Source organism: Promicromonospora sp. NPDC023805 (assembly GCF_040639635.1).
GTDB lineage: Bacteria > Actinomycetota > Actinomycetes > Actinomycetales > Cellulomonadaceae > Promicromonospora.
In genome coordinates this window covers 21410-44430 of sequence record NZ_JBFAAH010000025.1, presented here as the reverse complement: position 1 = coordinate 44430, position 23021 = coordinate 21410, and the positions used below count along the sequence as shown (strand labels likewise).

At 71.7% G+C, this 23021-nt stretch carries 18 protein-coding genes and 1 tRNA gene; 10 read left to right on the top strand and 9 right to left on the bottom strand.

All coding sequences use genetic code 11. From position 1 onward, the window contains the following. The first annotated feature begins 4 nt into the window (after positions 1-4). Genes AB0F70_RS21570 through AB0F70_RS21560 form a run of 3 tightly spaced genes read left to right on the top strand, consistent with a single transcriptional unit; the run spans position 5 to position 3476 of the window. Positions 5-946: an ABC transporter permease gene (locus AB0F70_RS21570; protein ID WP_357453213.1), complete on the top strand. Its 942-nt coding sequence runs from the start codon at positions 5-7 to the stop codon at positions 944-946. Next, positions 943-1755, top strand: a complete 813-nt coding sequence (locus AB0F70_RS21565) for an ABC transporter permease (RefSeq protein WP_357453067.1) — start codon at positions 943-945, stop codon at positions 1753-1755. Before AB0F70_RS21570 ends, AB0F70_RS21565 begins: the two co-directional genes overlap by 4 nt. Beyond that, positions 1752-3476 (top strand): ABC transporter ATP-binding protein, encoded by a 1725-nt coding sequence (locus AB0F70_RS21560; RefSeq protein ID WP_357453061.1) that lies wholly within the window; start codon positions 1752-1754, stop codon positions 3474-3476. Before AB0F70_RS21565 ends, AB0F70_RS21560 begins: the two co-directional genes overlap by 4 nt. Before the next feature lie 10 nt (positions 3477-3486). Here AB0F70_RS21560 and AB0F70_RS21555 read toward each other — a convergent pair whose 3' ends face one another. The 5 genes from AB0F70_RS21555 to AB0F70_RS21535 all read right to left on the bottom strand — a co-directional run bounded on the left by AB0F70_RS21555 (position 3487) and on the right by AB0F70_RS21535 (position 9372). Next, the gene (locus tag AB0F70_RS21555; RefSeq protein WP_357453058.1) at positions 3487-4716 is read right to left on the bottom strand and encodes a sulfotransferase; all 1230 of its coding nucleotides are present in this window, start codon (positions 4714-4716) and stop codon (positions 3487-3489) included. Next, positions 4713-6020 carry a hypothetical protein gene (locus tag AB0F70_RS21550; protein WP_357453055.1) on the bottom strand — a complete coding sequence of 436 codons (1308 nt, stop codon included), beginning with the start codon at positions 6018-6020 and terminating at the stop codon, positions 4713-4715. The genes AB0F70_RS21555 and AB0F70_RS21550 overlap by 4 nt, the downstream gene beginning before the upstream one ends. 109 nt (positions 6021-6129) lie before the next feature. Continuing rightward, entirely contained in the window at positions 6130-7743 is a 1614-nt protein-coding gene (locus AB0F70_RS21545) for an ATP-dependent DNA ligase (protein ID WP_357453052.1), read from the bottom strand. Positions 7744-7852: 109 nt separating this feature from the next. Continuing rightward, positions 7853-8080 (bottom strand): nuclear transport factor 2 family protein, encoded by a 228-nt coding sequence (locus tag AB0F70_RS21540; RefSeq protein ID WP_357453048.1) that lies wholly within the window; start codon positions 8078-8080, stop codon positions 7853-7855. A gap of 137 nt (positions 8081-8217) precedes the next feature. Beyond that, complete coding sequence (locus tag AB0F70_RS21535) at positions 8218-9372, bottom strand: TetR/AcrR family transcriptional regulator (RefSeq protein WP_357453045.1); 1155 nt, start codon at positions 9370-9372, stop codon at positions 8218-8220. A gap of 88 nt (positions 9373-9460) precedes the next feature. On the opposite strand from AB0F70_RS21535, the gene AB0F70_RS21530 reads away from it, so the two are divergent. Continuing rightward, positions 9461-10423, top strand: coding sequence for an ATP-binding cassette domain-containing protein (locus AB0F70_RS21530; protein WP_357453042.1), 963 nt, complete (start codon positions 9461-9463; stop codon positions 10421-10423). Beyond that, complete coding sequence (locus AB0F70_RS21525; RefSeq protein ID WP_357453039.1) at positions 10423-11238, top strand: ABC transporter permease; 816 nt, start codon at positions 10423-10425, stop codon at positions 11236-11238. The genes AB0F70_RS21530 and AB0F70_RS21525 overlap by 1 nt, the downstream gene beginning before the upstream one ends. Before the next feature lie 12 nt (positions 11239-11250). Here AB0F70_RS21525 and AB0F70_RS21520 read toward each other — a convergent pair whose 3' ends face one another. The 3 genes from AB0F70_RS21520 to AB0F70_RS21510 all read right to left on the bottom strand — a co-directional run bounded on the left by AB0F70_RS21520 (position 11251) and on the right by AB0F70_RS21510 (position 14171). Then, positions 11251-12402, bottom strand: a complete 1152-nt coding sequence (locus tag AB0F70_RS21520; RefSeq protein WP_357453035.1) for a winged helix DNA-binding domain-containing protein — start codon at positions 12400-12402, stop codon at positions 11251-11253. Positions 12403-12472: 70 nt separating this feature from the next. Then, positions 12473-13171 carry an RraA family protein gene (locus AB0F70_RS21515; RefSeq protein WP_357453032.1) on the bottom strand — a complete coding sequence of 233 codons (699 nt, stop codon included), beginning with the start codon at positions 13169-13171 and terminating at the stop codon, positions 12473-12475. A 115-nt stretch (positions 13172-13286) separates the two neighbouring features. Further along, complete coding sequence (locus AB0F70_RS21510) at positions 13287-14171, bottom strand: alpha/beta hydrolase (protein WP_357453029.1); 885 nt, start codon at positions 14169-14171, stop codon at positions 13287-13289. Positions 14172-14356: 185 nt separating this feature from the next. On the opposite strand from AB0F70_RS21510, the gene AB0F70_RS21505 reads away from it, so the two are divergent. Further along, positions 14357-14433, top strand: a tRNA-Arg gene (locus tag AB0F70_RS21505). 140 nt (positions 14434-14573) lie between these two features. On the opposite strand, the gene AB0F70_RS21500 is transcribed toward AB0F70_RS21505, so the two are convergent. Continuing rightward, positions 14574-16919, bottom strand: a complete 2346-nt coding sequence (locus tag AB0F70_RS21500; protein ID WP_357453026.1) for a right-handed parallel beta-helix repeat-containing protein — start codon at positions 16917-16919, stop codon at positions 14574-14576. Between the two features lie 370 nt (positions 16920-17289). Between AB0F70_RS21500 and AB0F70_RS21495 the strand changes: the two genes are divergently transcribed. The 4 genes from AB0F70_RS21495 (at position 17290) to ettA (ending at position 22966) form a co-directional block, all read left to right on the top strand. Further along, positions 17290-18969 (top strand): GTPase, encoded by a 1680-nt coding sequence (locus AB0F70_RS21495; RefSeq protein WP_357453023.1) that lies wholly within the window; start codon positions 17290-17292, stop codon positions 18967-18969. Continuing rightward, positions 18966-20546, top strand: a complete 1581-nt coding sequence (locus AB0F70_RS21490) for an ABC transporter (protein WP_357453020.1) — start codon at positions 18966-18968, stop codon at positions 20544-20546. The genes AB0F70_RS21495 and AB0F70_RS21490 overlap by 4 nt, the downstream gene beginning before the upstream one ends. Before the next feature lie 53 nt (positions 20547-20599). Further along, entirely contained in the window at positions 20600-21154 is a 555-nt protein-coding gene (locus tag AB0F70_RS21485; RefSeq protein ID WP_357453017.1) for a single-stranded DNA-binding protein, read from the top strand. 129 nt (positions 21155-21283) lie between these two features. After that, on the top strand, positions 21284-22966 hold the full coding sequence (gene ettA / locus AB0F70_RS21480; RefSeq protein WP_357453014.1) for an energy-dependent translational throttle protein EttA: 1683 nt from the start codon (positions 21284-21286) through the stop codon (positions 22964-22966). Positions 22967-23021 lie beyond the last annotated feature (55 nt).

Sequence of the window (23021 nt, the reverse complement as noted above, 5' to 3'; positions counted from 1 at the left end):
GCCGGTGCCGGGCAACCGGCGCTGGCTCCTCCTGCGTGCCGGTGGGGTCGTGTTCGTGCTCTGGGCCGCCGCGACCATCACGTTCTTCGCGCTCCGGCTGGTCCCCGGCGACCCCGCCGAGGCGATCCTCGGCGGGCCCGGCTCACAGGCCGGGCCGGAGGCGCTGGAGCAGGTACGCCGCGAGTACGGCCTCGACCAGCCGCTCGTCGTGCAGTACCTGACCTACCTCGGCAGGCTCGTGACCGGCGACCTCGGCCAGTCGTACTCCCTGCACAAGCCGGTGGCGACGGCGATAGGGGAGCAGTTCGGCGCCACGCTCAGCCTGGCCCTGTGCTCCCTCGTGCTCGCCTGGGTGCTCGCGTGCGCGCTGGCCGCCTGGAGCGTGCGGGGCGGCCGGGTCGCCTGGGCCATCGGGTCGGGCCTGGAGCTCGTCGCGGCGGCCGTGCCGCACTTCTGGCTCGCGACGGTACTGATCCTGTTCTTCAGCCTCACCCTCGGGATCCTGCCGCCGGTCAGCGTGCCGGGGCCGCTGGGCATCGTGCTGCCCGCGCTGACGATGGCGATCCCGCTGGCCGGGTTCCTCGGCCAGGTCATGCGCGAGTCCCTGCTGACCGCCATGGAGTCACCGTTCGTCACGACGGCGCGCGCCCGCGGCGAGAGCGAGGTCCGGATCTTCTGGCGGCACACGCTGCGGCACGCCGCGATCCCCGCCGTAGGACTGTCCGGCTGGGCCTTCGGGTCGCTGATCAGCGGGGCGGTCGTCGTCGAGTCGGTGTTCGCCCGCCAGGGCCTCGGCCGCAGTCTCCTGTCGGCGGTCCAGCTGCGGGACGTCACGCTCGTGACCGGCATAGTGCTCGTCGTGGCGCTCGCGTACACGGTGATGACCCTCGTGACCGACCTCGCCGACCGGGCCATCGACCCGCGCGGACGGGCGGTGACCGAGTGAGCGCGTTCCGCCCCACGGTCGCCGAGGCCCTCGCCGGACTGGTCCTCCTGCTCCTGCTCGTCGCGGCGCTCTGGCCGAACCTGCTCGCCCCGGGCGACCCGCTCGCCGTCGCGCGCAGCGAAGCCTTCCAGCCGCCGTCGCTCGCGCACCTCTTCGGGACCGACGAGTCGGGCCGCGACATCTACACCCGGGTGATCCACGGGGCCGCGGAGTCGCTGCGGATCGGCGTCCTCGCGACGGCGATAGGCATAGGCCTCGCGACCGTCCTCGGCTTCGCGGCCGGCCTCGGCCCGCGCTGGCTCGACTTCGGCACCACGCGGCTCGTCGAGGTGCTCTTCGCGTTCCCCGGTCTGCTGCTCGGGCTGCTGTTCATCGTGGTGACGGGGCCGGGCGTGCTGAGCTCGACGATCGCCGTCGGCCTGGCCGCCGCGCCCGGCTACGCGCGGATCATCCGGTCCCAGGTGCGGCGGACGGCGTCCGCCGAGTTCGTCGAGGCCGCCCGCGTGCTGGGGCGCGGCCGGCTCTGGATCGTCGTCCGGCACATCCTGCCGAACGTGACCGCCGCGCTGTTCGTGCTCGCGACCCTCGGGCTCGGGCAGGCGGTCATCTGGGTGTCCTCGCTGAGCTACCTCGGCCTCGGCGCAGTGCCGCCCGCCGCGGAGTGGGGCGCGATGCTCGCAGCGGGCCGCACCTACATCGCGAACTTCTGGTGGATGACGTTCTTCCCCGGCCTTGCGATCGTCGCCGGCGCTGCCGCCGCCACCGTCATCGGACGCGGCATCCAGAAGCGGAACAGGAGCGCCGGATGACCGGGCCGAACCAGCCGGTGCTGAACGTCGAGGACCTCGCCGTCACGTTCCCGGAGCGCGGTGGGACGGGCCGGCGCGTCGTCGACGGCGTCAGCTTCCAGGTGGCGGCCGGCGAGTGCGTCGCCATCGTCGGCGAGTCGGGCTCGGGCAAGAGCGTCACCGCGCGCAGCATCGTGGGCCTCGCGGGGGAGGGCGCCCGGGTCACCGCCGCGGAGCTCACGGTCGCCGGGCAGGACGTGCTCTCGCTGTCCGGCCGGCGTCTGCGCGCGTTACGCGGCGGGACAGTCGGCCTGATCGCGCAGGACGCGCTCGTCTCCCTGGACCCGCTGCGACCCGTCGGGCGCGAGATCGGCGACACGCTCGCCCTGCACACCGGGCTCGACGCCGCCGCGCGCCGCGCGCGCACCATCGAGCTCCTGGAGCGTGTAGGTCTGCCCGACGCCGAGCTGCGGGCCCGCCAGCGCCCCGGCCAGCTCTCCGGCGGCCAGCGGCAGCGCGCCCTGATCGCCGCGGGGATCGCGGGCGAGCCGCGGCTGGTCATCGCCGACGAGCCGACCACCGCGCTGGACCAGCCGGTCCAGGCCGGCGTGCTCCGGCTCCTGGGGCAGCTGCGCGACGACGGCACCGGCGTGCTGCTCATCAGCCACGACCTGTCGGTGGTGCTGGGCATCGCCGACCGGGTGCTCGTGATGACAGACGGTGCCGTGGTCGAGGAGGGCACCCCGGCGGAGGTCTTCGAGCGCCCCCGGCACCCGTACACCCGCAAGCTGGTGTCCGCCGTCCCGGCGGGCGTCCCCCGGGGCGCCCCGCTGTCGGCGGCTGCCGGCCCAGCAGGCGGCGTCGAACGTACGAGTGGTCGCGGCATAGCCGCTGACAGGCCGACGAAGCCTACGTTCGGCGGCGCGGGCGCTCGTGGAGCGACCAGGCCTACGTTCGGCGACACCCTCCTCGAGGCCCGGGGGCTCGCGCGGACGTTCCAGGTCGGCGGGCGGGAGATCGTCGCCGCCGACGACGTCTCGTTCACCCTCCGCGCGGGGCGGACCCTCGGGCTGGTCGGGGAGTCCGGTTCGGGCAAGTCCACCACCGCCCGGCTCCTCCTCGGGCTGGAGCGGCCCGACGCCGGCGAGGTCACGCTGCTCGGCGAGCCCTGGATCCCTCTCCCCGAGGCCCGGCGGCGCGCGCGCCGTCCGCTCGTCGGCGCCGTGTTCCAGGACGCCCTCAGCTCGTTCGACCCGCGCTGGACCGTCGGTACGGTCCTCGCCGACGCCCTCACCCGCGGCCGGACGACCCGGCCGGGACCGGTCCGCAACGAGATCGCGGAGCTGCTCGACACGGTGGGCCTCGATCCGGCGGTGGCCACCCGCCGTCCGCTGCATCTCTCGGGCGGCCAGCGGCAGCGTGTCGCCGTCGCGCGGGCGCTCGCGGCCGACCCCCGGGTGCTGATCCTGGACGAGCCGGTCTCCGCGCTCGATGTCTCCGTCCAGGCGCAGGTGCTCGACCTGCTCGACCGGCTCCAGCGCGAGCGGAACCTCGCCTACCTCCTGATCACGCACGACCTCGGGGTCGCGCTGCACATGAGCGACGACGTCGCCGTCATGCAGGAGGGCCACATCGTCGGGTCCGGCCCGGCGGCGACCGTCTTCGACGACCCGCAGCATCCTTACGTGCGGCTGCTGCGGGAGGCCGCGCCGATCGCCGTCCGGGGAACCGGCAGGGACTGACCGGCCTGCGCTACATCTCGATCCTGGGCTTGGCGTCCAGCACGTCGAAGGTGTTCAGCAGGCGCAGGTAGGGCGCGAAGGCCGCGTCCACCTGCTCCGGCTCCAGCCCGTAGCGCCGCATGTCGTACTGGTGCGGCTTCGACCCCGCCGGCCGGGCGAGCACCTGGTCGAGCTTCGCCTGGTCGCTCACCGTCCAGGTGGCCCCGATCGCCGAGTACAGCCGCGGCACCTCGGTGTGCGGGTCGGCGCTCAGCGCGTGGTACGGCACGTCCACGATGGCCGACGGCGGCAGGCTGAGCCGCGACTCCAGGGCGTTGTTCACCCAGGTGACCATGGAGTCCATGATGAGGTTTCCGACCTCGAGCGGGTCCGGGTCCTTCTGGTACGGCGCCCACAGCGTCTCCACGAGGCTGCACGCCGAGCCGACGACGGTGCCCGGGTCACGGTGCGTCCACACGAACGTGGCGTCCGGGAACACCTTCCGGATCACCGTCATGTCGTTCAGGTGCGCCGGGTACTTGACGACCCACCGCTTGGCCGGGCGTCCGTGCTGCAGCACCTGCAGGCCCTGCTTCAGGCACTCGTAGTCGGTGGCCAGCTCCGCCGCGCTGCGCTGCGCGTACCAGGCACGGTACGAGGGCATGCTGCCGTGGAACAGCGGCCAGAAGGTGCCGTGCGGCATGAGCAGCAGCGACTCCTCAGGGTTCTCCGCGTTGAGCGGGTGGATGTGCTTCAGCCCTGGCGCGAAGACCTTCGTGAGCATCTGCGCGCTCTGGTTGAACTTCTTGATCTCCCGCTTGGCGACTGCCGGGTCGGCAAGAGTCGTGTGCTGCATCTCCCAGGCGAGCGGCCCGCGGTGGTCGGGCGACGCGGCGAGCACCTTGTGGGCGAGGGTGGTCGCGGTCCGCGGCAGCCCGAGCACGAACACCGGGTTGACGATCTGCTCGGCGGCGATCTCCGGGCGTTCGGCGATCAGGCTCTTGATGCGCAGCCGGTTGGCGTAGCGCTCCTTGATCGTGCCAAGTGCGAAGAACCAGCCGACGGGCGTCAGCCGGGGCTCCTCGGCGATGCTCCCGAACACCCTGCCGAGACCTTCGGCGAGCTCGCGGTCCTGGATGCCGGCCTCCTTCTCGACGTCGGCGGCGGCCTTCGCCCAGGCGCCCGCTGGGTCCTCCCGCCCACGGATGGCGGGGGCGAGGACGGTGTTGAGAACCTTGGAGGCTCGGGTGTTGCTGCTCACGATGTCCCTTCGAGTGCGGAGTCCTGCTCTGGGCGGAAGGCGACCGGGAGCGCCTCCAGCAGACGGAAACGGAAGTCGGGTGCCCACCGGAGCTCGTCCGTACGCAGCGCGAGAGCGGGTGTGAGGCGGCGGTGCAGCGTCTCGGCCGCGGTGCGGACTATCAACCGGGCGAGGTGCGGCGCGGGGCACGCGTGGGCGCCTACCCCGAAGGCGAGGTGGGCGCCGCTGCCGGAGCCGTCCCACGGACCCTCGCCGCGGATGCTCGGATCCGAGCCGACGGCGCCTACCGCGAGCAGCATCGCGTCGCCGCTCTGCACGAGCTTGCCGTCCAGCAGGAAGTCCTCGACGGCGATCCGGGGCGCCAGCGAGCTCACGGGCGGCGCGCTCCACAGCACCTCGTCGAGTGCCTCGTCGGTCCCGAGCCGTCCGCCCGCGAGCCGCCTGGCGAACTGTGCGTCGGTCAGGGAGAGGTAGAGCGTCTGTGCCAGCCAGGCCTGCAGCCCGAGGGCCGCGGTGGCGGTGAGCGACACGATGCCGAGCGCCGCCTCGGCGGTGCTCTCGTAGGCGGCGTGCCGGGCGAGCCGGCCGGCAGGAGTGGGCGTGCCGTCCGGGCGGCGGGCCGCCGTCTGCCCGTTGAGCAGGAAGCTCACCTCGTGCACGGTCGCCGCGGCGTAGCGTTCCGACGCCGGGAGCGTGGCGATCTCGAACACCTGCTTCGCGGTCGCGGCGTCGAACCCGAGGAGCGCGCCCAGTGTCAGGTGCGGCATCGGCGCGACGTACTCGCGCACCAGGTCGGCGACGCCCGTCGCGGCGAACCTGTCGATCAGCTCCTCGCACCTGTCGCGGGTGGTCCGGGCGACCTCTGCGTCGTCGATCACGCCGAGGACCTCGTCGAGCGGGGTACGGAGCCTGCCGTGCGTGCCTCCCTCGGCTTGTTCGACCGTCGGCCGGCTGACCGGCGCGAGCGGGCGGAGCAGCAGCGAGTTCGCGTCGGGTCCCAGCTGCTCGTGGCCGTTCCAGGTCCCGGTAGTCGTCGCGAGGGGGAACTGGCCGCGGGCCATCGCGACGATGGTCCGGTACTCCGTCACGAGCCACGCGCGGGTGCCGGGCTCCAGCCCGACGGGGGCGACGTCCCCCCACTCCTCGCGAAGTCGCGCGTGCACGGCTGCCGCGTCGGGCGACGCGGTCACCTCCGTGATGGACATGACGGTGGCCGGGTCGTCGAGCTTCAAGGGCCGGTGGGCGGGCTCACCGCTGACGGTGTCGCCGATGCCGGCGATGCCGGCGATCATGGTCGAGCTCATCGAGTCCCCGTCTGGGTCGGGTACAGGTTCCTGGTTCCGGCCAAACCTTGCCCGATATGTGCGCGTATGTCGAGAAGCTGGCTAGGACTCGTGGAGGGCTACCCGCTGGTCAGAAGCCCGCGAGAGCCCGCACCGCCTCGATGGTGTCGGCCTCGGCGGCGCTCTTGTCGTCGCGGTAGCGCAGCACCCGCGCGAAACGCAGCGCGAGCCCACCCGGATAGCGGGTGGAGCGCTGCAGCCCGTCGAACGCGATCTCCACGACCTGCTCCGGCCGGACGGTCACCACCCAGCCGTCGTCGTCGGTCCTGAGCTCGGTGAAGCGCGCGGTCTGCCACTCCAGCATCTCGTCGGTCATGCCCTTGAACGTCTTGCCCAGCATCACGAACCCGCCCTCCGGGTCGCGCGCACCGAGGTGGATGTTGGAGAGCCAGCCCTGCCGGCGGCCCGAGCCCCGCTCGACCGCGAGCACCACGAGGTCGAGGGTCTGGCGCGGCTTGACCTTCACCCAGCCCGCGCCCCGGCGTCCGGCCGCGTAGGGCGCGTCGAGCGACTTGACCACCACACCCTCCTGACCCTCGCGCAGTGCCCCCGCGAAGAACTCGGCGGCGGCCTCCGGGTCCGACGTGACCAGCCGGCGCACCGTATGCGGCCCGGCGATCTCGTCGAGCACGGTGAGGCGCTCGCGGAGCGGGGCGTCGACCAGGTCGCGCCCGTCGGCGTGCAGCACGTCGAAGAAGAACGGGGTGAGCTGCAGCTGGGCGGCCAGCTCCGCCTCCGACGTCGTCTCCTTGGTCGCGGACCGCGCGGCGGTCTCCTGGAACGGCCTGGGCACGCCGTCCTCCCCGACGGCCAGGGCCTCGCCGTCGAGCACCAGGCGGTCCGACGGGAGCGCGCGCACCACCTCGACGATCTCGGGCACGCGCTCGGTGATGTCGTCCAGGGACCGCGTGACGACGCGCACGTCGTCGCCGAGCCGGTGCACCTGGATGCGGATGCCGTCGAGCTTGACGTCGACGCAGAGCTCCGGGCCGCCCTCGGGAGCATCGCCGGCGCGGAGCTTCTCGAAGGCAGCCGCGATGTCCGGCGCTGACGCGGCGAGCATCGGCCGCACCGGCCGCCCGACCTCGAGCGCGAAAGCCGCAAGCACCGCGAGCGGGTCCTCCGCGAGGAGGGCGGCGCTCGCGACCGGGCCGGTTGCGCCGCGCATCATGACGGCGCGCCGGACGGCGTCGGCGGGGGTGCCCGCGGCCTCCGCGACGGCGTCGACCACCACCGAGTCGAGCGCGCCCTGGCGCAGCTCGCCGGCGACCAGGCCGCGGAGGAACGCCTGCTCGCGCTCGGTGGCGGCGCCGAAGAGCTCCCCGGCTGCGGTGGAGCGGGCCTGGGCGGAACCAGGGCCTTCGAGGGCTGCCATCTCGGCGAAGGCGGCGTCGACGGCGCGCACGGTGAGCGTTGCCGTCGCCGCAGGGGGTGGCAGGTCGCGCAGCGCCGCGTAACCGAGACCGGTGCGCCGCTGGCGGAGTGCGCCGGCGAGGTAGGAGACGACTATCTCGAGGTCGGCGGCGGTGTCGGTGCCCGCCGTGCCGCCCCCGCCGTCCCCGGACTCGGCCTGGTTGCCCGCAGCCGTACGGCGCAGCAGGTCGGCGATGGCCGCACGCTTGGCGAGGCGCGAGCGCGTGGCGGCGACGGCGTCGGACGTGGCGGCGACCTCGGCGAGCAGCATGCTCCATCTTGACGCGTCTTCAGTCGGGGCGCCGCTCTGTTGCGGCCGACCGCACGAATGACCATGCACCTGCTGCCAGGCTGGCTGGATCTTGGCAGCAACTGCATGGTCATTCCGCGGCCTCTCGCTTGGGTGCCCACCAGGTCAGGTGGCTCGCCGCCTCCGACGTCGGTTCGATGGTCTCCCAGGCCTCGGCGATCAGCCCGTCCTCGAACCGCATGATGTCGACGACCGTGATCTCCGGCCCGGAAGGGAGCCGGCGGCGCGAGCGCAGGACGACGTGGTCGCCGTCGGCCAGCATGTGTTTGATCTCGACCTGCATGCTCTCCGTGGTCATGGCAGCAGTGTTTGCCGCGGTCGCGGGCGCGAGCTGCGGCTCTTCTCGACGATCACCACGTTCGGCACGCCCATGGACATCACCCTGGCCGAGGTCGCCGTCGAGTCGTACTACCCGGCGGACGCGGAGAGCGCCACCTACTTCACACGGGCCGACGGCGCCTGACCGCGCGCATGCTCGGTGGCCGTGCCCGTGCCGGCGATCGCTTCCGCATCCGCCATCGCTACCGCGTACGCGGCGCCCAGCCCCTGGGCGCGGGCGGTGATCAGACCGTTCCGGATGCGCACGGCCGCCTGCGTGTCGTCGTCGACGCCGGTCAGGCCGGTGGCCGACGCCGCCACCGCACCGTCGTCGATGACGAGCCGGACGTGCCGCCAGGGCGCCGGCCCGAAGACCCGGTGCAGGCTCCGGGCGAGATCGCCGACCCGGAGCCGGACAAGGTTCGAGGTCTCGGCAGGATCGCTCATGACGACGACCACCGTCGCCTGCTCGCCGGGCAGGACGGAACGAACTACCTCCTCGGCCGCACCCAGCCGGTGAGCGCCGAGCACCGCGACCAGCCCGTCGGCGCCGAGGTCGACGGCGCCGCCCGCGATCTCGTCCACCAGCTCGCTCGGCGGGCTCCACGTGTCTCGTACCGGCTCGGCGGGCTCGACATGCGGTAGGTAGGGCGGCGCCCAGGCGTCGTCCAGATCGACCCCGGCCAGGTGCTCGCACGCGCGCGCCCGGTCGAACGGGTCGCCGAACCCCGGCGCCATCTCGGCCAGCGACGCCGAGCCGCCCAGCATCGTCAGCACCAGCTCGGCCAGGCGTACCCGGCGGGTCGCCACCTCATCCAGCCGGCTGTCCGGCCCGCAGGACTCCAGCCCGACGGCAAGCAGCAGCGCTTCCAGCCGGGCGAGCTGAGCCAGCACGGTCCTGCCCTGCTCGTCATCGACGACGCCGGCGAGCGACCGCAGCTGCAGGCGGCCCCCCGACGCCGTGTCGTCGGCCAGGGGGAGGCGCTCCAGCCAGGTCCGCGCGAACCCGCCCAGCGCTTCGGCGAGCGAGCCGGGTGGCCGTGGGGGACCGGCGGCCTCCACACCTTCGACCAGCGCTACCAGCACCGCAAGGTACAGCGCACGCTTACCCGGGAAGTTCGAGTACACCGCGCCGCGGGTCAGCTCCGCCCGCTCGGCGATCCGGTCGATCTTCGCCAGTGCGTAGCCGTGCTCGACGAACTCCTCCCGTGCGGCGGCCAGGACCGTCTTGCGGGTGCGCTCCTGCTGCTCGACCCGGGTCAGTCGGACCACCGGCGCTCCCTTCCTCGAACCATGAGCTTAAGATACTCTGGAAATCCAGATGATCACATCATCTGAAATTGAGCGAAGGGTGCCGCCAGTGACAGGGCTAGGGTTCGAGGCCGAAGGGCTGACCAAGAGATTCGGCAAGGTGGCCGCGCTCGACGGGGTCAGCCTGGCTGTCCCGCGCGGCCAGGTGCTGGGCCTGCTGGGCCCCAACGGTGCGGGCAAGACGACGATGATCCGGATCCTGGCGACGCTGCTGCGCCCGGACAGCGGGCGCGCGTCGGTGGCCGGGCTCGACGTCGTGCGGCGTGCGGGGGAGGTCCGACGGCGGATCGCGCTGTCGGGTCAGCACACCAGCGTGGACGAGGAGCTGACCGGCTCGGCCAACCTCGTCATGATCGGGCGGCTGCTGGACCTGCCTCGCGCCCAGGCGGTCCGGCGTGCGACGGAGCTGCTCGCCCGCTTCGGCCTCGACGAGGCGGCGAAGCGGCCCGTCGCGGGCTACTCCGGCGGCATGCGCCGGCGGCTCGACCTCGCGGCGAGCCTGGTTGGACATCCCGAGGTCGTCTTCCTGGACGAGCCCTCGGTCGGGCTGGACCCCGGCAAGCGGGACGAGCTGTGGCAGATGATCCGGGGGCTGAGCGCCGACGGCGTCACCGTCCTCCTCACCACCCAGTACCTCGAGGAGGCGGACGCCCTCGCGGACGCCATAGCGGTCATCGACCACGGCCGGGTCATCGCCTCCGGCACTCCGGCGGAGCTCAAGAGCCAGGTCGGCGGGCACACCATCACGGTCCGGCCCGACGACCCGGCCGAGACGGACGCGGCCGCCATGATCCTGGCCGACGTCGCGGGCCGGGCGCCGGAGCGCTCCACCCGGCACGAGCTCGTGGTGCCGGTGACGGGCGACGAGGCCTTCTTCGAGATCACCGCCCGCCTGCGCGAGCACCACATCGGCGTCTCGGAGCTGTCGCTGCGGCTCCCCAGCCTCGACGAGGTGTTCCTCACCCTGACCGGCACACCTGCCACCGACCACGAACCGACGAAGGCCGCCTGATGACCACCACCACGCCCGCCCTGCCCGCCGCCGTCGGCCCGTCGCCTGCTCGGCCGATGGCGTGGATGCGGCACAGCCTCGTGCTCGCCGGCCGCAGCCTCGCCAAGACGACCCGCAACCCTGGTCCGGTCATCAACGGGGTGGTCACCCCTGCCCTGTTCATGGTGCTGTTCGTGTACCTCTTCGGCGGTTCGGTCGCCGGTTCCACCACCGCCTACCTCCAGTACCTCTTCCCCGGCATCCTCGTCATGGGCGCGGGGCTCGCCGGGATGGTCTCGACGGGCAGCGCCATCAACCTCGACCTCAAGAACGGTGTGACCGACCGGTTCCGGAGCCTGCCGATCAGCCGGCTGGCTCCTCTGCTCGGCTCCGTGCTCGCCGACATCGTCCGCTACCTGCTCGCCGTCGGGATCCTCTTCGCCATCGGCGTGCTGCTCGGCTTCCGCGTGCACGGCGGGCTCACGGGTGCCCTCGCCGCGGCCGGCCTGGCCATCCTGTTCGGCTTCTGTCTGAGCTGGGTCATCGTGTTCGTCGGTGTCCTGGTCCGGAGCGCCGAGACCGTCCTGGCGATCAGCTTCATCAGCTTCCTGCCGCTGCAGCTCGGTTCCAGCCTCGCCGCTCCCGTCGAGACACTGCCCGGCTGGCTGCGGTCCTGGGCGGAGATCAATCCTGTCACCCAGGTCATGGACGCCTGCCGGGCTCTGCTCAACGGCGCCCCGGCCGGCGACACGGTCACCACGACGCTCATCTGGTGCGCGGCGCTGTTCGTCGTGTTCTGCCCGCTCGCCGTGCGGGCCTACGGCCGTCAGCAGTGACGGTCGCGAACGTCAGCCCAGGTGCCAGGCGGCCACCGCGGCCTCTACCGCGGCGCGGGTGTCTGCCTGGATTCCCGGCACGAGCTCGAACGGCGCCTCGCCCGACTTGGGCGCGCGGCGCCAGGTCCCGACCACACGCCCGTCCAGGAGGACCGCCGGCCGGAAGATCCCGTTGACGAACGGGACGACGGTGCGCATCGCCTCGGCGTCCGCGACCAGCCCGCGGTCCTGGTAGCCCAGGACGATCTCGTCGAACCCCGGCGCGAGCACCACGCCGGACGGTTCGGCGAGATCGGTGCCGGTTCCGGGACCGGGTGCCGGATCGGCGCCAGGGCCGCCCGGCGCCTGCCCGACGAGCAGCACCTTCCCGTCGACGACCACCTCGGCGACGGCCTCCTGCCGTTCCGCACGCAGCTCGGCGACGGCGGTGCGCACCGGGACCTTGGGCAGGCCGAGCCACCACGCGAGATCTTCGGTGGTGGCGGGCCCGCGGCTGGCGAAGTATGAGCGCGCGATGCGGCGCAGCACCGTGTCCGGTTCCTCGGCCGGGACGTCGCCGAACCCGCCGCCCGGTGACTCGACCATCAGCTGCTGTGCCCCCGCGAACGGCCCCCAGTGCAGCACGCCCTGGACCCCGAGGGTGGCGATCAGGTGATAGCCGCGCTGCCCCTCGATGGGTACCCCCGCCTGCTGCCACAGGTCGACCATCGCGGTGCGCGAGATGCCGCCGTCGGCGGGGGACGCCCTGAGCGCCTCGAGGGCTACCGCCTCGGCGCGGGCCACCACGTCGTCGTCCAGGCCCTCGGCCTCGCGGGTCTTCCGGCCGGCCCGGAGCATGCGTGCGCCGGTGAGCGAGAGGAGCGCGGTGAGGTCGCCCGGTGTGGTCGCGAAGAGGGTGCCGCGCTGGGTCCACCCGCGCACGAGCTCGCCGGCGTCGAACGCCGCGCGGACGTCGTCCAGCGTGGTGCCCTGGCGGGACCGGACCGCGATCGCCCGCAGCACTGCCGGCAGGTCCTGGCCCTGGAGCGCGACCATCCGGCGGACGACGTCGGCGGGGGACCGGTCCGGGGTACCCGCGCCGCCGTCGGGCAAGGTGAGGCCCTGCGTGCGCAGGCGAAGCCGGCGCGCGGCTGCGGGCGAGAGCTCGGTCGGTCCGGAAGGCATGCGGGAAGGCTACGGGGCAGGTCTGACACTCACCGGCCGGCGGGCCGTCCGGCTGGCGGTTGTGCCCCGCTTACTCCTCGATGGCGCCACCGATGGCACGGAGGTGCTGGCGGAAGGTCGTGCCGTCGCGGTCGCGAGCTGCGAGGTACTCGGTGAACCGGGTCTGCTCGCGGAGGCTGGTGCCGAGGTTCATGCGTATCGCCTGGCGGCGCTCGGTGTCGCGGATGGTGGCTGCGAGCTCTGCGATCTCGGCGGCGCGATCGAGGGGCAGGAACAGGACGCCGTCGTCGTCGCCGAGCACGAGGTCGTCGCCGGTGACCGTGTGGTCACCGAACCGCGCGGCGGTCAGGGCATCCGCTGGCAGTGCGTCGAGACGCTGCGGCCCGGCGGGGACGGCGCCCTGGCTGAACACCGGCAGGTGGATCGTGCGCAGGTCGCGGGAGTCGCGGTGCAGCCCCCAGATCACTATCCCGCCGAGTCCGGCGCACTGGACCTCGAGGGTGATGAGGTCTCCGACGCAGGCCTCGTCCGTGCGGGCCGCGTTGTCGACCACGAGCACGTCGCCGGGCTCGGCCAGCTCGATCGCTTCGAGGAACACGTCCACGCTGCCGACGTGCCGGGCCGGGCAGGCGCGGCCGACGACGCGCGCGCCCTCCCACAGCGGACGGACGTCCGCTGGCGCCTGCCGGACGGGAACACCGAGGCGCACCATCGCGTCGGCGACATGGGGCGTGGTGAGGTCGAGGTACGCACCTTGCAGATCGAGCACGTCGGTCGGTCTCCTCCGTCAGGCGCGCCGACCGGGCTTCCGGCGCTCGTCGGCGCAACCATATCGCCGAGCCCACCGCCGGACCGGGGTCGCCGTCCCCGGGGCAAGGCGCTGGCTAAGGGCGCGGGTCGAGCGTCGAGGCAAGGAACTCCCGGGCCAGCCTGGTGAACTCCTCGGGCTGGTCGTAGGTGACGATGTGCCCGGCGTTCGCGACGGTGACCAGGCGCGAGCCGGGAGCCGCCGCGGCCGCAGCCGACAGCTCGGCTTCCCCCACGAGCGTGTCCTGGTCGCCCCGGACCCACAGCGTCGGGACGGTCAGCCTCGGCAGGTCGGGCAGGAGATTCAGCCGCATCGAGAACGGCCCGTAGGCCTGGGTCTGCCAGTCGTCGAGCCCTGGTTCGCCGTGCTGGTCCTTGGCCCTGGCTTCCTCGACGGCCAGACGGACGATGTCCTCGAAGTCGGGGGTGTCCGCGCCGGCGGTGAGGCTGGTGATCATCGACCGCCGGACCAGCTCCGGACGCCTGGCGAGGTACCGGCTGGTCAGCCGCATGGAGCCGGGAGTGCGCAGGAACAGCCAGGTGAGGAGCTGCGCCCGCCGTCGGGCGCCGATCCCTCCGGGCCCGACGGCGATCAGGGAGCTGACCCGCTCGGGGTGGTCCAACGCGTAACCGGTGGCGATGCCGCCACCCATCGAGAGCCCGATGATCGCCGTCTGCGGCAGGTCCAGGACGTCCAGCAGGTCGTCGAGGAAGCGACGGTAGAAGGCGTCGTCGAGCACGCCGCGCCAGGGGCGGCTGCCGCCGTGCCGGGGCAGGTCGATGACGTGCACGCGGTAGTCGGTCGCCAGCGCTTGTGCCACGCGACGCCACACGCCCCGGGCCGTGTCGAGCATGGCGCCGTGGAGCAGCAGGAGCGGCGGCCCCGACTCGCCGGCCCGGTACAGCCGCACCGGGCCTCCGGAGACCGTGAGGTCGGTGCAGACGTCGAAGAGGTCGGTCACGAGGGCTCCTTCAGCAGGTCGAGTGCCATTGTCCCGCGGCACGGCATCCGGCCGGACAGTACGTCGCCCACCGCGGCCACCTGGTGGACGCTGACGTACCGCCGGCCGACCTGGCGGCCCGACTGCCTGGTGCGTGAATTGTTATGGTCAAGACCCGCCCGACCTGGGCTAAACTCGGCAGGCTTGCCTCCGTAGCTCAGTTGGATAGAGCGGGTCACTTCTAATGACTAGGTCGCGGGTTCGAATCCTGCCGGGGGCACCAAACGGATATGCGACGCCGGTCGCGGCACGAGCGTGTCGGTCTGCTCGGCCTGGGCGTACCGCGCTGTGCGGCGAACGGGCAGGCGCACCGACTCGGTGCACCCGCCCGCTCCGCACTCCCGCCGCGTGCTGTTGCGGCCGCTACTTCCGCACGCCGGTCGCGCTGAACTCCTGTACGCCGACCTTTCCGTTCTGGTTGCTGTTACGCACGTAGAGCCGGATGCCGGTGGTGGCGACGTCGGCCGGCGGCCGGTAGACGACCGGCGCCGTGGTGCTGATCGCCTGGTAGGGGAAGATGTCGATCCAGCCGTTCTGGCTGGCACTCCACCGCTGCACCTTCCAGTCTGTTGCCATCCACGTGCAGCAGCTGTCCTGCTGGATGGTGAAGGCGAACCGGTCGTAGTCGGCGCCGAGATCGAACTGCACCCAGGACTCGTTCGTGTTGGAGCTGGCTTCGCCGGACTCGGCGACGCCGTCCCAGAGCTTGCCGAGGCCGCTGTCCCAGGCGCTGCGCTGCGACACGGTCGAGTAGTCGGCCAGGTTCACCCTGGGCACTCTCCACCGGAGCCCGGCGTACGCCGGTTCCAGGCCCGCCTGGTTCATGATGGTCCGCGCCTCGGCCGGCCACGCACCATCCGTCACCACGTGCGGTGGCCCGTCGCTGTCGAAGACGGCCCCGTTGAGCCAGTTGTCAGTGAAGTCGGTGTAGTTGTGCGACGCGTACACCGACAAGGGCCGGCGGTACCGCGGGGAGAAGTCGAACCGCCCGCCCAGGCCGACGTTGTAGTCCCAGCGGGTCTGGTGACTCTGGTTGTCGCTGTAGAAGTTGGCGGTCGACGTCCCGTGGTGCACGTAGTTGTGGCTGATCGCGCTGCCCGGCCATGACCCGAACGAGTAGACGGCCCCCGAGTCGTGCACCCCCCAGGACACCTTGGACGTGGCGTTGTGCACCTCGTTGTGACTGAACGTCGTCCTGCCGATCCCGTCCACCCCGTCGAGGAGGCTGGTCTCCTCCGCCTTGCGCTGATGGAAGCCGCTGTATGCGGTGTCGTAGACGAGGTTGTGCGTGACGGCCACGTTGTAGGTGTTCATCAGGCTGATCCCGGTCGCCGGGAAGAAGTCGTCGCCGGTGTCGGTCACGACGTTGTTGCTGATCCTCACGTTCTTGGTGCGCTGGGCGCCGCTGACGTGCACGTCCATCCACCGGCCCACGATGAGGCCGGCGGCGGTCAGGTTGTGGAAGAGGTTGCCGGTGACGGTGACGTCCTCGGCTCCGGTCAGCAGCTGCAGTCCGCCACTGCCCATCTTGCGTACGGTGTTGTTGGTGAAGGTGATGCCCCTGCTGTTGGTCAGCTTGATCTGACCGGGCACCTCGCCGCCGTAGCCGTCCTGGTTCGGATCCTTGAAGGGGTCGTCCGCGTACTGCGCCTCCGCTTGCGAGCCGCCGATGAACCGGTCGCGAGGCAGCAGCCAGTTGCCGTGCTCGAACGTGATGCCGTCGAACGCGATCGCGCTCGCCTTCGCGGACGGGCTGGACCCGGCCACGTTGACCAGCGTCTCCACCACCGGCACGTACGCCCCGGCCTGGTTGACGTCCTCTCCGGTCCGCGGGTAGTAGTACACCTTGTTCGTCGCCCGGTTCAGGTACCACTCGCCGGGGGAGTCCAGCTCCTCGAACGCGTTGAGCACGTAGAACGTGTCGTCGTAGTCCAGCGAGAAGCCGTCGTCGCGGTTCAGCCGCGCCTGGAAGTGCGGCTGCGCCAGGCGGACGCGCTTGTCGGCGCCACTCGTGCTGATGTCCACCACGGGGAAGTAGTCGATCTTGAAGCCGATCGCGATGTGCAGCAGCCGGATGTCGCGGACGTTGGTGTACGCCGGAACGCTCCCCGCCGGGAACTGCACCCCGTCGTAGGAGCGGGTCGGCCGCTCCGGGTTGGCCGGCGGGTTGGGGATCGATGCCTCGTCGAAGAAGCCGTTGCCCACGATGCCCTTGCCCATCGCCTGCTGGGCTCGCCGGTCACCGACGTAGAGCTGCCGGAAGTAGTCGGCATAGCCCGCGGACTCCGGTACGTCGGCCACGAGGTAGGGCCGGTCGGTGACCTGCTTCCATCCCGTGACGGCCTTCCCGCCGTCGATGACGGGCGTCTCACCTGGGTACGCCTGGTAGGCGACCTTGAACCCGTTGGAACCCGAGTCCGTCTCGTTCAGGTTGAAGGTGGCCGTCCGCGTATATCGGCCCCCACGCAGGCAGACGGCTAGGTCGGCCCTCATCTCCTTGTTGAGCCGGTGCTGTCGGATGTGGTCCCGGGCCTTTTCCAAGGTCGCCCAGGGGCGATCCGTCGAGGTTCCGGCGTTGCCGTCGCTGCCCGACGGGGAGACGTAGAAGGTGCACGGGCCCGCCGTGTGCGCCGGCGCGGCGGGCACCAGGCACGCGGCCAGCGCGAGTGCGGCGACCGCCGCCACGGCTGCTCGCCTACGAATGTTCATGGCGTTCCACTCCTTGCTCGGTGGTTGCGGAAGGGCGGTGATCCGAATGGATCTCGGCACCGAGCTCGATGGCTTGCCTTCTGGTCACGTCTGGCATCTCGGTCCTCCGTTGGACGTCGTCAGCGCGCGCGGCCGGCTCTGAGAGCTGGCGGCGATAACCTATAAAGGTATGACGTATGATGTCAACCATCGAGTTGCCGCGGACGAAACGAGCCGAGAAGGTGGGGTGCTTCGGCCCAAACATCCAACCTTCTGGACCTACGTCGGCACGTGATCCTGGGTGACTCGACCTACGACGAACCCTGTGTCTCCGCACACCAACAGTCCTGCACGGCTTGGCAGAACGTTCTTTACCAATCAGGATGAAGCCGTGACTCCAGGAACACGCTCCGCAGTGCTCGGCCGTCGGGGTGGTGTGGACCCGAACGTTGCGGAGCAGCTCGGCTTCACGGTGCACGACGTCGTCAGAGATCTGCGCCGCGACGTCGCCGCCGCGACCCTGCCCCTTCCCATCGACAGTGCCGAAGAAGCAGAAGCCTCCCGCGAACGACTCCTGGCGCAGCTCGACGAACACCTGCTGCCGCGCCTCGCCGAGCTGTCCAGCCCCGCCGTCGTCGTCCTGGCGGGCTCCACGGGAGCCGGCAAGTCCACCCTGTTCAACAGCCTCCTGCGCGAGGAGGTGTCCGAGGCCGGGGTGCTGCGGCCCACCACCCGCGAGCCCGTGGTGGGTGTGCACCCGCGAGACGTCGACACGCTCACCCCCGGACCCGTCACCGAGCTGGCCCGGCTGGTCAAGCACGAGGGCGTGCCACGCGGAACCGCGCTGATGGACGCGCCGGACCTCGACTCGTTCCTGTCGGAGAACCGCTCCACCGCCCACCAGCTGCTCGAAGCGGCAGACCTCTGGCTCTTCGTCACCACCGCGGCCCGGTACGGCGACGCGCTGCCGTGGCAGGCCCTGGACCGCGCCAAGGAGCGCGGCGCGAGCGTCGCCATGGTGCTCAACCGGGTACCGAAGGAAACGCTCGCGACCATCCGCGCGGACCTGAACTCGCGGTTGAAGGAGCGGGGTATGAAGGACGTCCCGCTGTTCATCGTGCCCGACGTCGGACCGCACGAGGGGCTGCTCGACCCGAAGCTGGTGGCGCCCATCCAGCGCTGGCTCGGCCTGATGGCCGGCCCCGAGCGCTCACGCACGATCATCCTGCGCACGCTCAAGGGCGCGCTCGGCGCCCTCCCCGAATGGGTGATGGGGCTCGTCGCAGCAGTGGAGGACCAGGGCACCGCCGCGTTCGACCTGCGCACCGCCGTCAACTCGGTGGTCCCGGACGAGCAGCTGGCGGCCCGCACCGCCGTCCTGTCCGGTGCGGCGGGCGAGGGCACCGTCGCCGCACGGTTCACCGAGCTCGTCAGCACCAACCGCATCTCCCGCATCACCGTCCGCGACGGCGTCGCCCGAACGACCAAACGTGCGGGCAAGGCCCGCGAGGCAGCGCTCGTCCGGCTGCGCGAGGAGGTAGAGGCCACCACCGCCCGGGCCTTCGTGGCAGCCGGCGTCCGCACCGAGGAGAGCCTGCGCGGCGCACTGACCGGCCCCGGTGCACCACCTGCCGGGGAGACGATCCTCCCGAACAGCACCGCCCGTGCCAAGGACCGCCTGGCCTGGGGCCAGGCGACAGCCACCGAGTGGTCCGGGCAGGCGGACGAGATCGTCGGCCGCCTGGACGTCACCGCCGCCGAGAGCCCCGAACCGGATGCCGCGGCCCGAGCGGCCGGCGCCCGCAAGGCGTTCGGCGACACCGGCCTCGCCACCCTGCTGCTCGCCACAGCGCTCGGCAACGAGGACTCCGCACACCTCGTCGACCGGGTCCTCGGCGAGACCGCAGGCGAGGCCATCGAGGAACTTCAGGGCGAACTTGCCGAGAAGGTGGCGCTAGCGGTTGCGGAAGAGGCCCGTTCTGTCCAGAGTGCCCTTGACGTCCCCGCCTTAGCCGACGACGCGGCCGCTCCGCTCCGCGTCCGGCTGGCCGAGCTCAGGAGGCTGACATGACGAGCCACGACGCGACACTGGGCGCACGCACAGAGGACCTCGGCCGCGCCTTGCAGATCGCGGGATCACGCCTCGACGACTCGGTCTTCGGCAAGGTCGCGAGCTCCGTCGCGGGCGTGCGCGAACGGCTCGCGCTCGGCGTCGACCACACGGTCGTGGCGCTCGCGGGCGGCACCGGCTCGGGCAAGTCGAGCACGTTCAACAAGATCTCCCGCCTCACGTTCGCCGATGTCGGCGTGAAGCGCCCGACCACCGCCAAGGTGACGGCGTGCTCGTGGAGCGACGACGCCGCGCCGCTGCTCGACTGGCTCGGTGTGGAGCGCGAGCGCCGCATCAACCGGTCCGGCGAGCTCGACGCGGCGGACGACGCCAGCCTCGCCGGGCTGGTGCTGCTGGACCTGCCCGACCACGACTCCGTGGCGCCCGGTCACCGGGACGTGGTGGACAGGGTGCTGCCGCTGGTCGACCTGCTCGTCTGGGTGGTGGATCCCCAGAAGTACGCGGACGACGCCCTGCACACGGGCTACCTGCGTGACTCGTCGGGCATGCAGGCCTCGACCGTCGTGGTGCTCAACCAGATCGACACGGTGCCGGTAGGGCAGCGGAACAACCTGGTCAACGACGTGAAGCGGCTGCTGCGGGACGACGGTCTGGAGAACGTCCCGGTGGTCGCGGCGTCGACGAAGACGGACATCGGCATCGCCGACCTGCGCGGGCTCCTCGAGCAGACGGTCGCGCGCCGCTCGGTCTCGGCAGGCCGGGCAGCGGGCGAGCTGGACGCCGCGGCGACCCTGCTGCTGAGCCAGACGCCGGCCGAGGTGCCCTGGCACATCGACACGGTGCTCGAACGCGAGGTGGACGCCCTGGCGCGGGCGGCGGGGCTGGAGTCGGTCGCGGCGCAGGTCGGCGCCGCGGTGCGCAACGGGTACGGCTCGCCTGAGTTCCGTGCGCCCGACCCGGACTCGATAGCGCTGTCGCGGGCGCGCTGGCTCAACGGCGCGGGGGAGTCGCTCAAGTCCGGCTGGCGCCGGTCGCTGGGGGCGAGCGTCGCGGGTGCGCCGGAGGTGGCCGCCGCCGTCTCGACGGCGCTGCAGGGCGTCACCCTGGACACCCGCGGCCCGACGACGCAGCCGCTCACCCGCAGGCTCGCGCTCGGTTCCGTGCTGGTCGCCGTGGTGCTCGGGATCGCGACGGTGCTGGCCGCCATGGGCCTCCTACCGGTCGGCGAGACCTGGACGACCGTCCTCGGTGTGCTCGCCGTCGTGGCGGCGGTGGCCGCATCGGTGGTGTTCCTCGTGGCGGTGCAGCTGCGCCGGGCGCTTGCCGCCCGGCGGGCGCAGGGCGTCGTCGCATCGGGTCGGGCGGCGCTCGAGAGAGTGCTGCAGCAGACCCTGGGTGTGCCCACCCAGAAGCTGCTCGACGAGCATCGTGCGGTGCGCGAGCTCGCACAGAGTGCGCGGGACGACGGACCCTCCGCACCGCTTCGCCTGGAAGAGAACGCGACCACAGGCGGTCATCTCCCGCCCCGGTACACAGGCACGGTCCAGCTGTCGGATCTGCGTATCGCCCGCGCCTGATGCTGGGTACGGACCGGCCGCTCGGGTCGGTCCGGACACCCAGGAGGCCTCAAATGAACGACGTCACGGTGACCGTGTCGGGCAATGTCGGCAGTACTCCGGCCTTGCACGTGAACGCGGCCAAGAATCTGCAGTGGTCCACGTTCCGCATGGCCAGCACCCGGCGCTACGTGAACGAGAACGGCGACTGGACCGACGGCGCGACGCTGTGGTTCACGGTCAAGGCCTGGCGGGCGGCCGCGGCGAACGTGGTCGAGTCGGTCCACAAGGGCATCCCGGTGGTCGTCACGGGACGGCTCGAGGTCGAGGAGTGGACCGGCCCCGAGGGGGAGCAGCGCACGGGGCTGGTGATCGTCGCGACAGCGATCGGCGTCGACGCGACCCGTGGCAAGGTCGGGTTCACGCGGGTGGTGCACCACGACACGGTGCCCGACGACGCCCCGGTCACCCCAGTGGACCGCGGTGAGCTGGCCGCCGTGCGGCCGGGCGACGGCGACCCGTTCGCCCTCGACGCTCTGGGCTCCAGGAACGCCGCCGCACTCCTGGGTGACGAGGGCGACCAGGGCGACGACGCCGGCGTCGGGCAGCGCGAGCTGGTGAACGCGTAGGCTGGGGGCAGTCGTGCTCCGCGGACCGCGGGTGCCGGGAGGGAACCTCCCCGCAGGGACAACCCGGCACCCGCTCCGCGTGAGCGACCCTAATCCGAAGTACCTTCTGTGAACGGTGGAACACAGGCAGTGGCTGAATACATCTACTCCATGTACAAGGCGCGCAAGGCGCACGGCGACAAGGTCATCCTCGATGACGTGTCGCTGAACTTCCTGCCCGGCGCGAAGATCGGCGTCGTCGGACCGAACGGTGCCGGTAAGTCGACGATCCTCAAGATCATGGCCGGGCTGGACACGCCCTCGAACGGCGAGGCACGGCTCTCGCCCGGTTTCACCGTCGGCATCCTGCTGCAGGAGCCGCCGCTGAACGAGGAGAAGACGGTCCTGGGCAACGTCCAGGAGGCGGTCGGCCCGATCCTGGCCAAGAAGGCGCGGTTCGACGAGATCTCCGCCCTCATGGCCGAGCCCGACGCCGACTTCGACGCGCTGCTCGCTGAGATGGGCACGCTGCAGGAGGACATCGACGCGGCCGACGCGTGGGACCTCGACTCCCAGCTCGAACAGGCCATGGACGCGCTGCGCTGCCCGCCGCCGGACGCCGACGTGTCCGTGCTCTCCGGTGGTGAGCGTCGCCGGGTCGCGCTCTGCAAGCTGCTCCTGGAGAAGCCCGACCTGCTGCTGCTGGACGAGCCCACCAACCACCTCGACGCCGAGTCCGTGCTGTGGCTCGAGCAGCACCTCGCCGGTTACGCCGGCGCCGTGCTCGCCGTCACGCACGACCGGTACTTCCTCGACCACGTCGCGGAGTGGATCTGCGAGATCGACCGCGGCCGTCTCTACCCGTACGAGGGCAACTACTCGACGTACCTCGAGAAGAAGCAGGCGCGCCTCGAGGTCCAGGGCAAGAAGGACGCGAAGCTCTCCCGGCGCCTCAAGGAGGAGCTGGAGTGGGTGCGGTCCAACGCCAAGGGCCGCCAGACCAAGTCGAAGGCCCGTCTGGCCCGGTACGAGGAGATGGCCGCGGAGGCGGACCGCACCAGGAAGCTCGACTTCGAGGAGATCCAGATCCCCGCGGGCCCGCGCCTCGGCTCGCTGGTCCTGGACGCCGACAAGCTGAAGAAGGGCTTCGACGACCGCGTGCTCATCGACGGCCTGTCGTTCACGCTGCCGCGCAACGGCATCGTCGGCGTCATCGGCCCGAACGGTGTCGGTAAGACGACGCTGTTCAAGACCATCGTGGGCCTGGAGCCGCTCGACGGCGGCAACCTCAAGGTCGGCGAGACCGTCTCGATCTCGTACGTCGACCAGTCGCGTGGCGGCATCGACCCGAAGAAGACCCTGTGGGAGGTCGTGTCCGACGGGCTCGACTTCATCAAGGTCGGCAACGTCGAGATCCCGTCGCGGGCGTACGTCGCGTCGTTCGGGTTCAAGGGCCCGGACCAGCAGAAGCCGGCCGGCGTGCTCTCCGGTGGTGAGCGCAACCGCCTCAACCTGGCGCTGACGCTCAAGCAGGGCGGCAACCTGCTGCTGCTCGACGAGCCCACCAACGACCTCGACGTCGAGACCCTCGGCTCCCTGGAGAACGCTCTGCTCGAGTTCCCCGGCTGCGCCGTGGTGGTCTCTCACGACCGGTGGTTCCTCGACCGCGTGGTGACGCACATCCTCGCGTACGAGGGCACCGAGGAGAACCCTGGGAACTGGTACTGGTTCGAGGGCAACTTCGAGTCGTACGAGGCCAACAAGGTCGAGCGCCTGGGTGCGGACGCGGCGCGTCCGCACCGGGTCACGTACCGCAAGCTGACCCGCGACTGACGACGCGGTCGGCGGGGAGTAGCCGAGGAACGAGGCCCCTCCCCGCCGAGCCCGA

Excerpts from the sequence above, each read along its gene's own strand:
- AB0F70_RS21550 (WP_357453055.1), bottom strand. The coding sequence starts at position 6,020 with ATGAGCTCGACCATGATCGCCGGCATCGCCGGCATCGGCGACACCGTC.
- AB0F70_RS21485 (WP_357453017.1), top strand. The coding sequence starts at position 20,600 with ATGAACGACGTCACGGTGACCGTGTCGGGCAATGTCGGCAGTACTCCG.
- AB0F70_RS21525 (WP_357453039.1), top strand. The coding sequence starts at position 10,423 with ATGACCACCACCACGCCCGCCCTGCCCGCCGCCGTCGGCCCGTCGCCT.
- AB0F70_RS21490 (WP_357453020.1), top strand. The coding sequence starts at position 18,966 with ATGACGAGCCACGACGCGACACTGGGCGCACGCACAGAGGACCTCGGC.
- AB0F70_RS21520 (WP_357453035.1), bottom strand. The coding sequence starts at position 12,402 with ATGCCTTCCGGACCGACCGAGCTCTCGCCCGCAGCCGCGCGCCGGCTT.
- AB0F70_RS21540 (WP_357453048.1), bottom strand. The coding sequence starts at position 8,080 with ATGACCACGGAGAGCATGCAGGTCGAGATCAAACACATGCTGGCCGAC.
- AB0F70_RS21500 (WP_357453026.1), bottom strand. The coding sequence starts at position 16,919 with ATGAACATTCGTAGGCGAGCAGCCGTGGCGGCGGTCGCCGCACTCGCG.
- AB0F70_RS21545 (WP_357453052.1), bottom strand. The coding sequence starts at position 7,743 with ATGCTGCTCGCCGAGGTCGCCGCCACGTCCGACGCCGTCGCCGCCACG.
- AB0F70_RS21560 (WP_357453061.1), top strand. The coding sequence starts at position 1,752 with ATGACCGGGCCGAACCAGCCGGTGCTGAACGTCGAGGACCTCGCCGTC.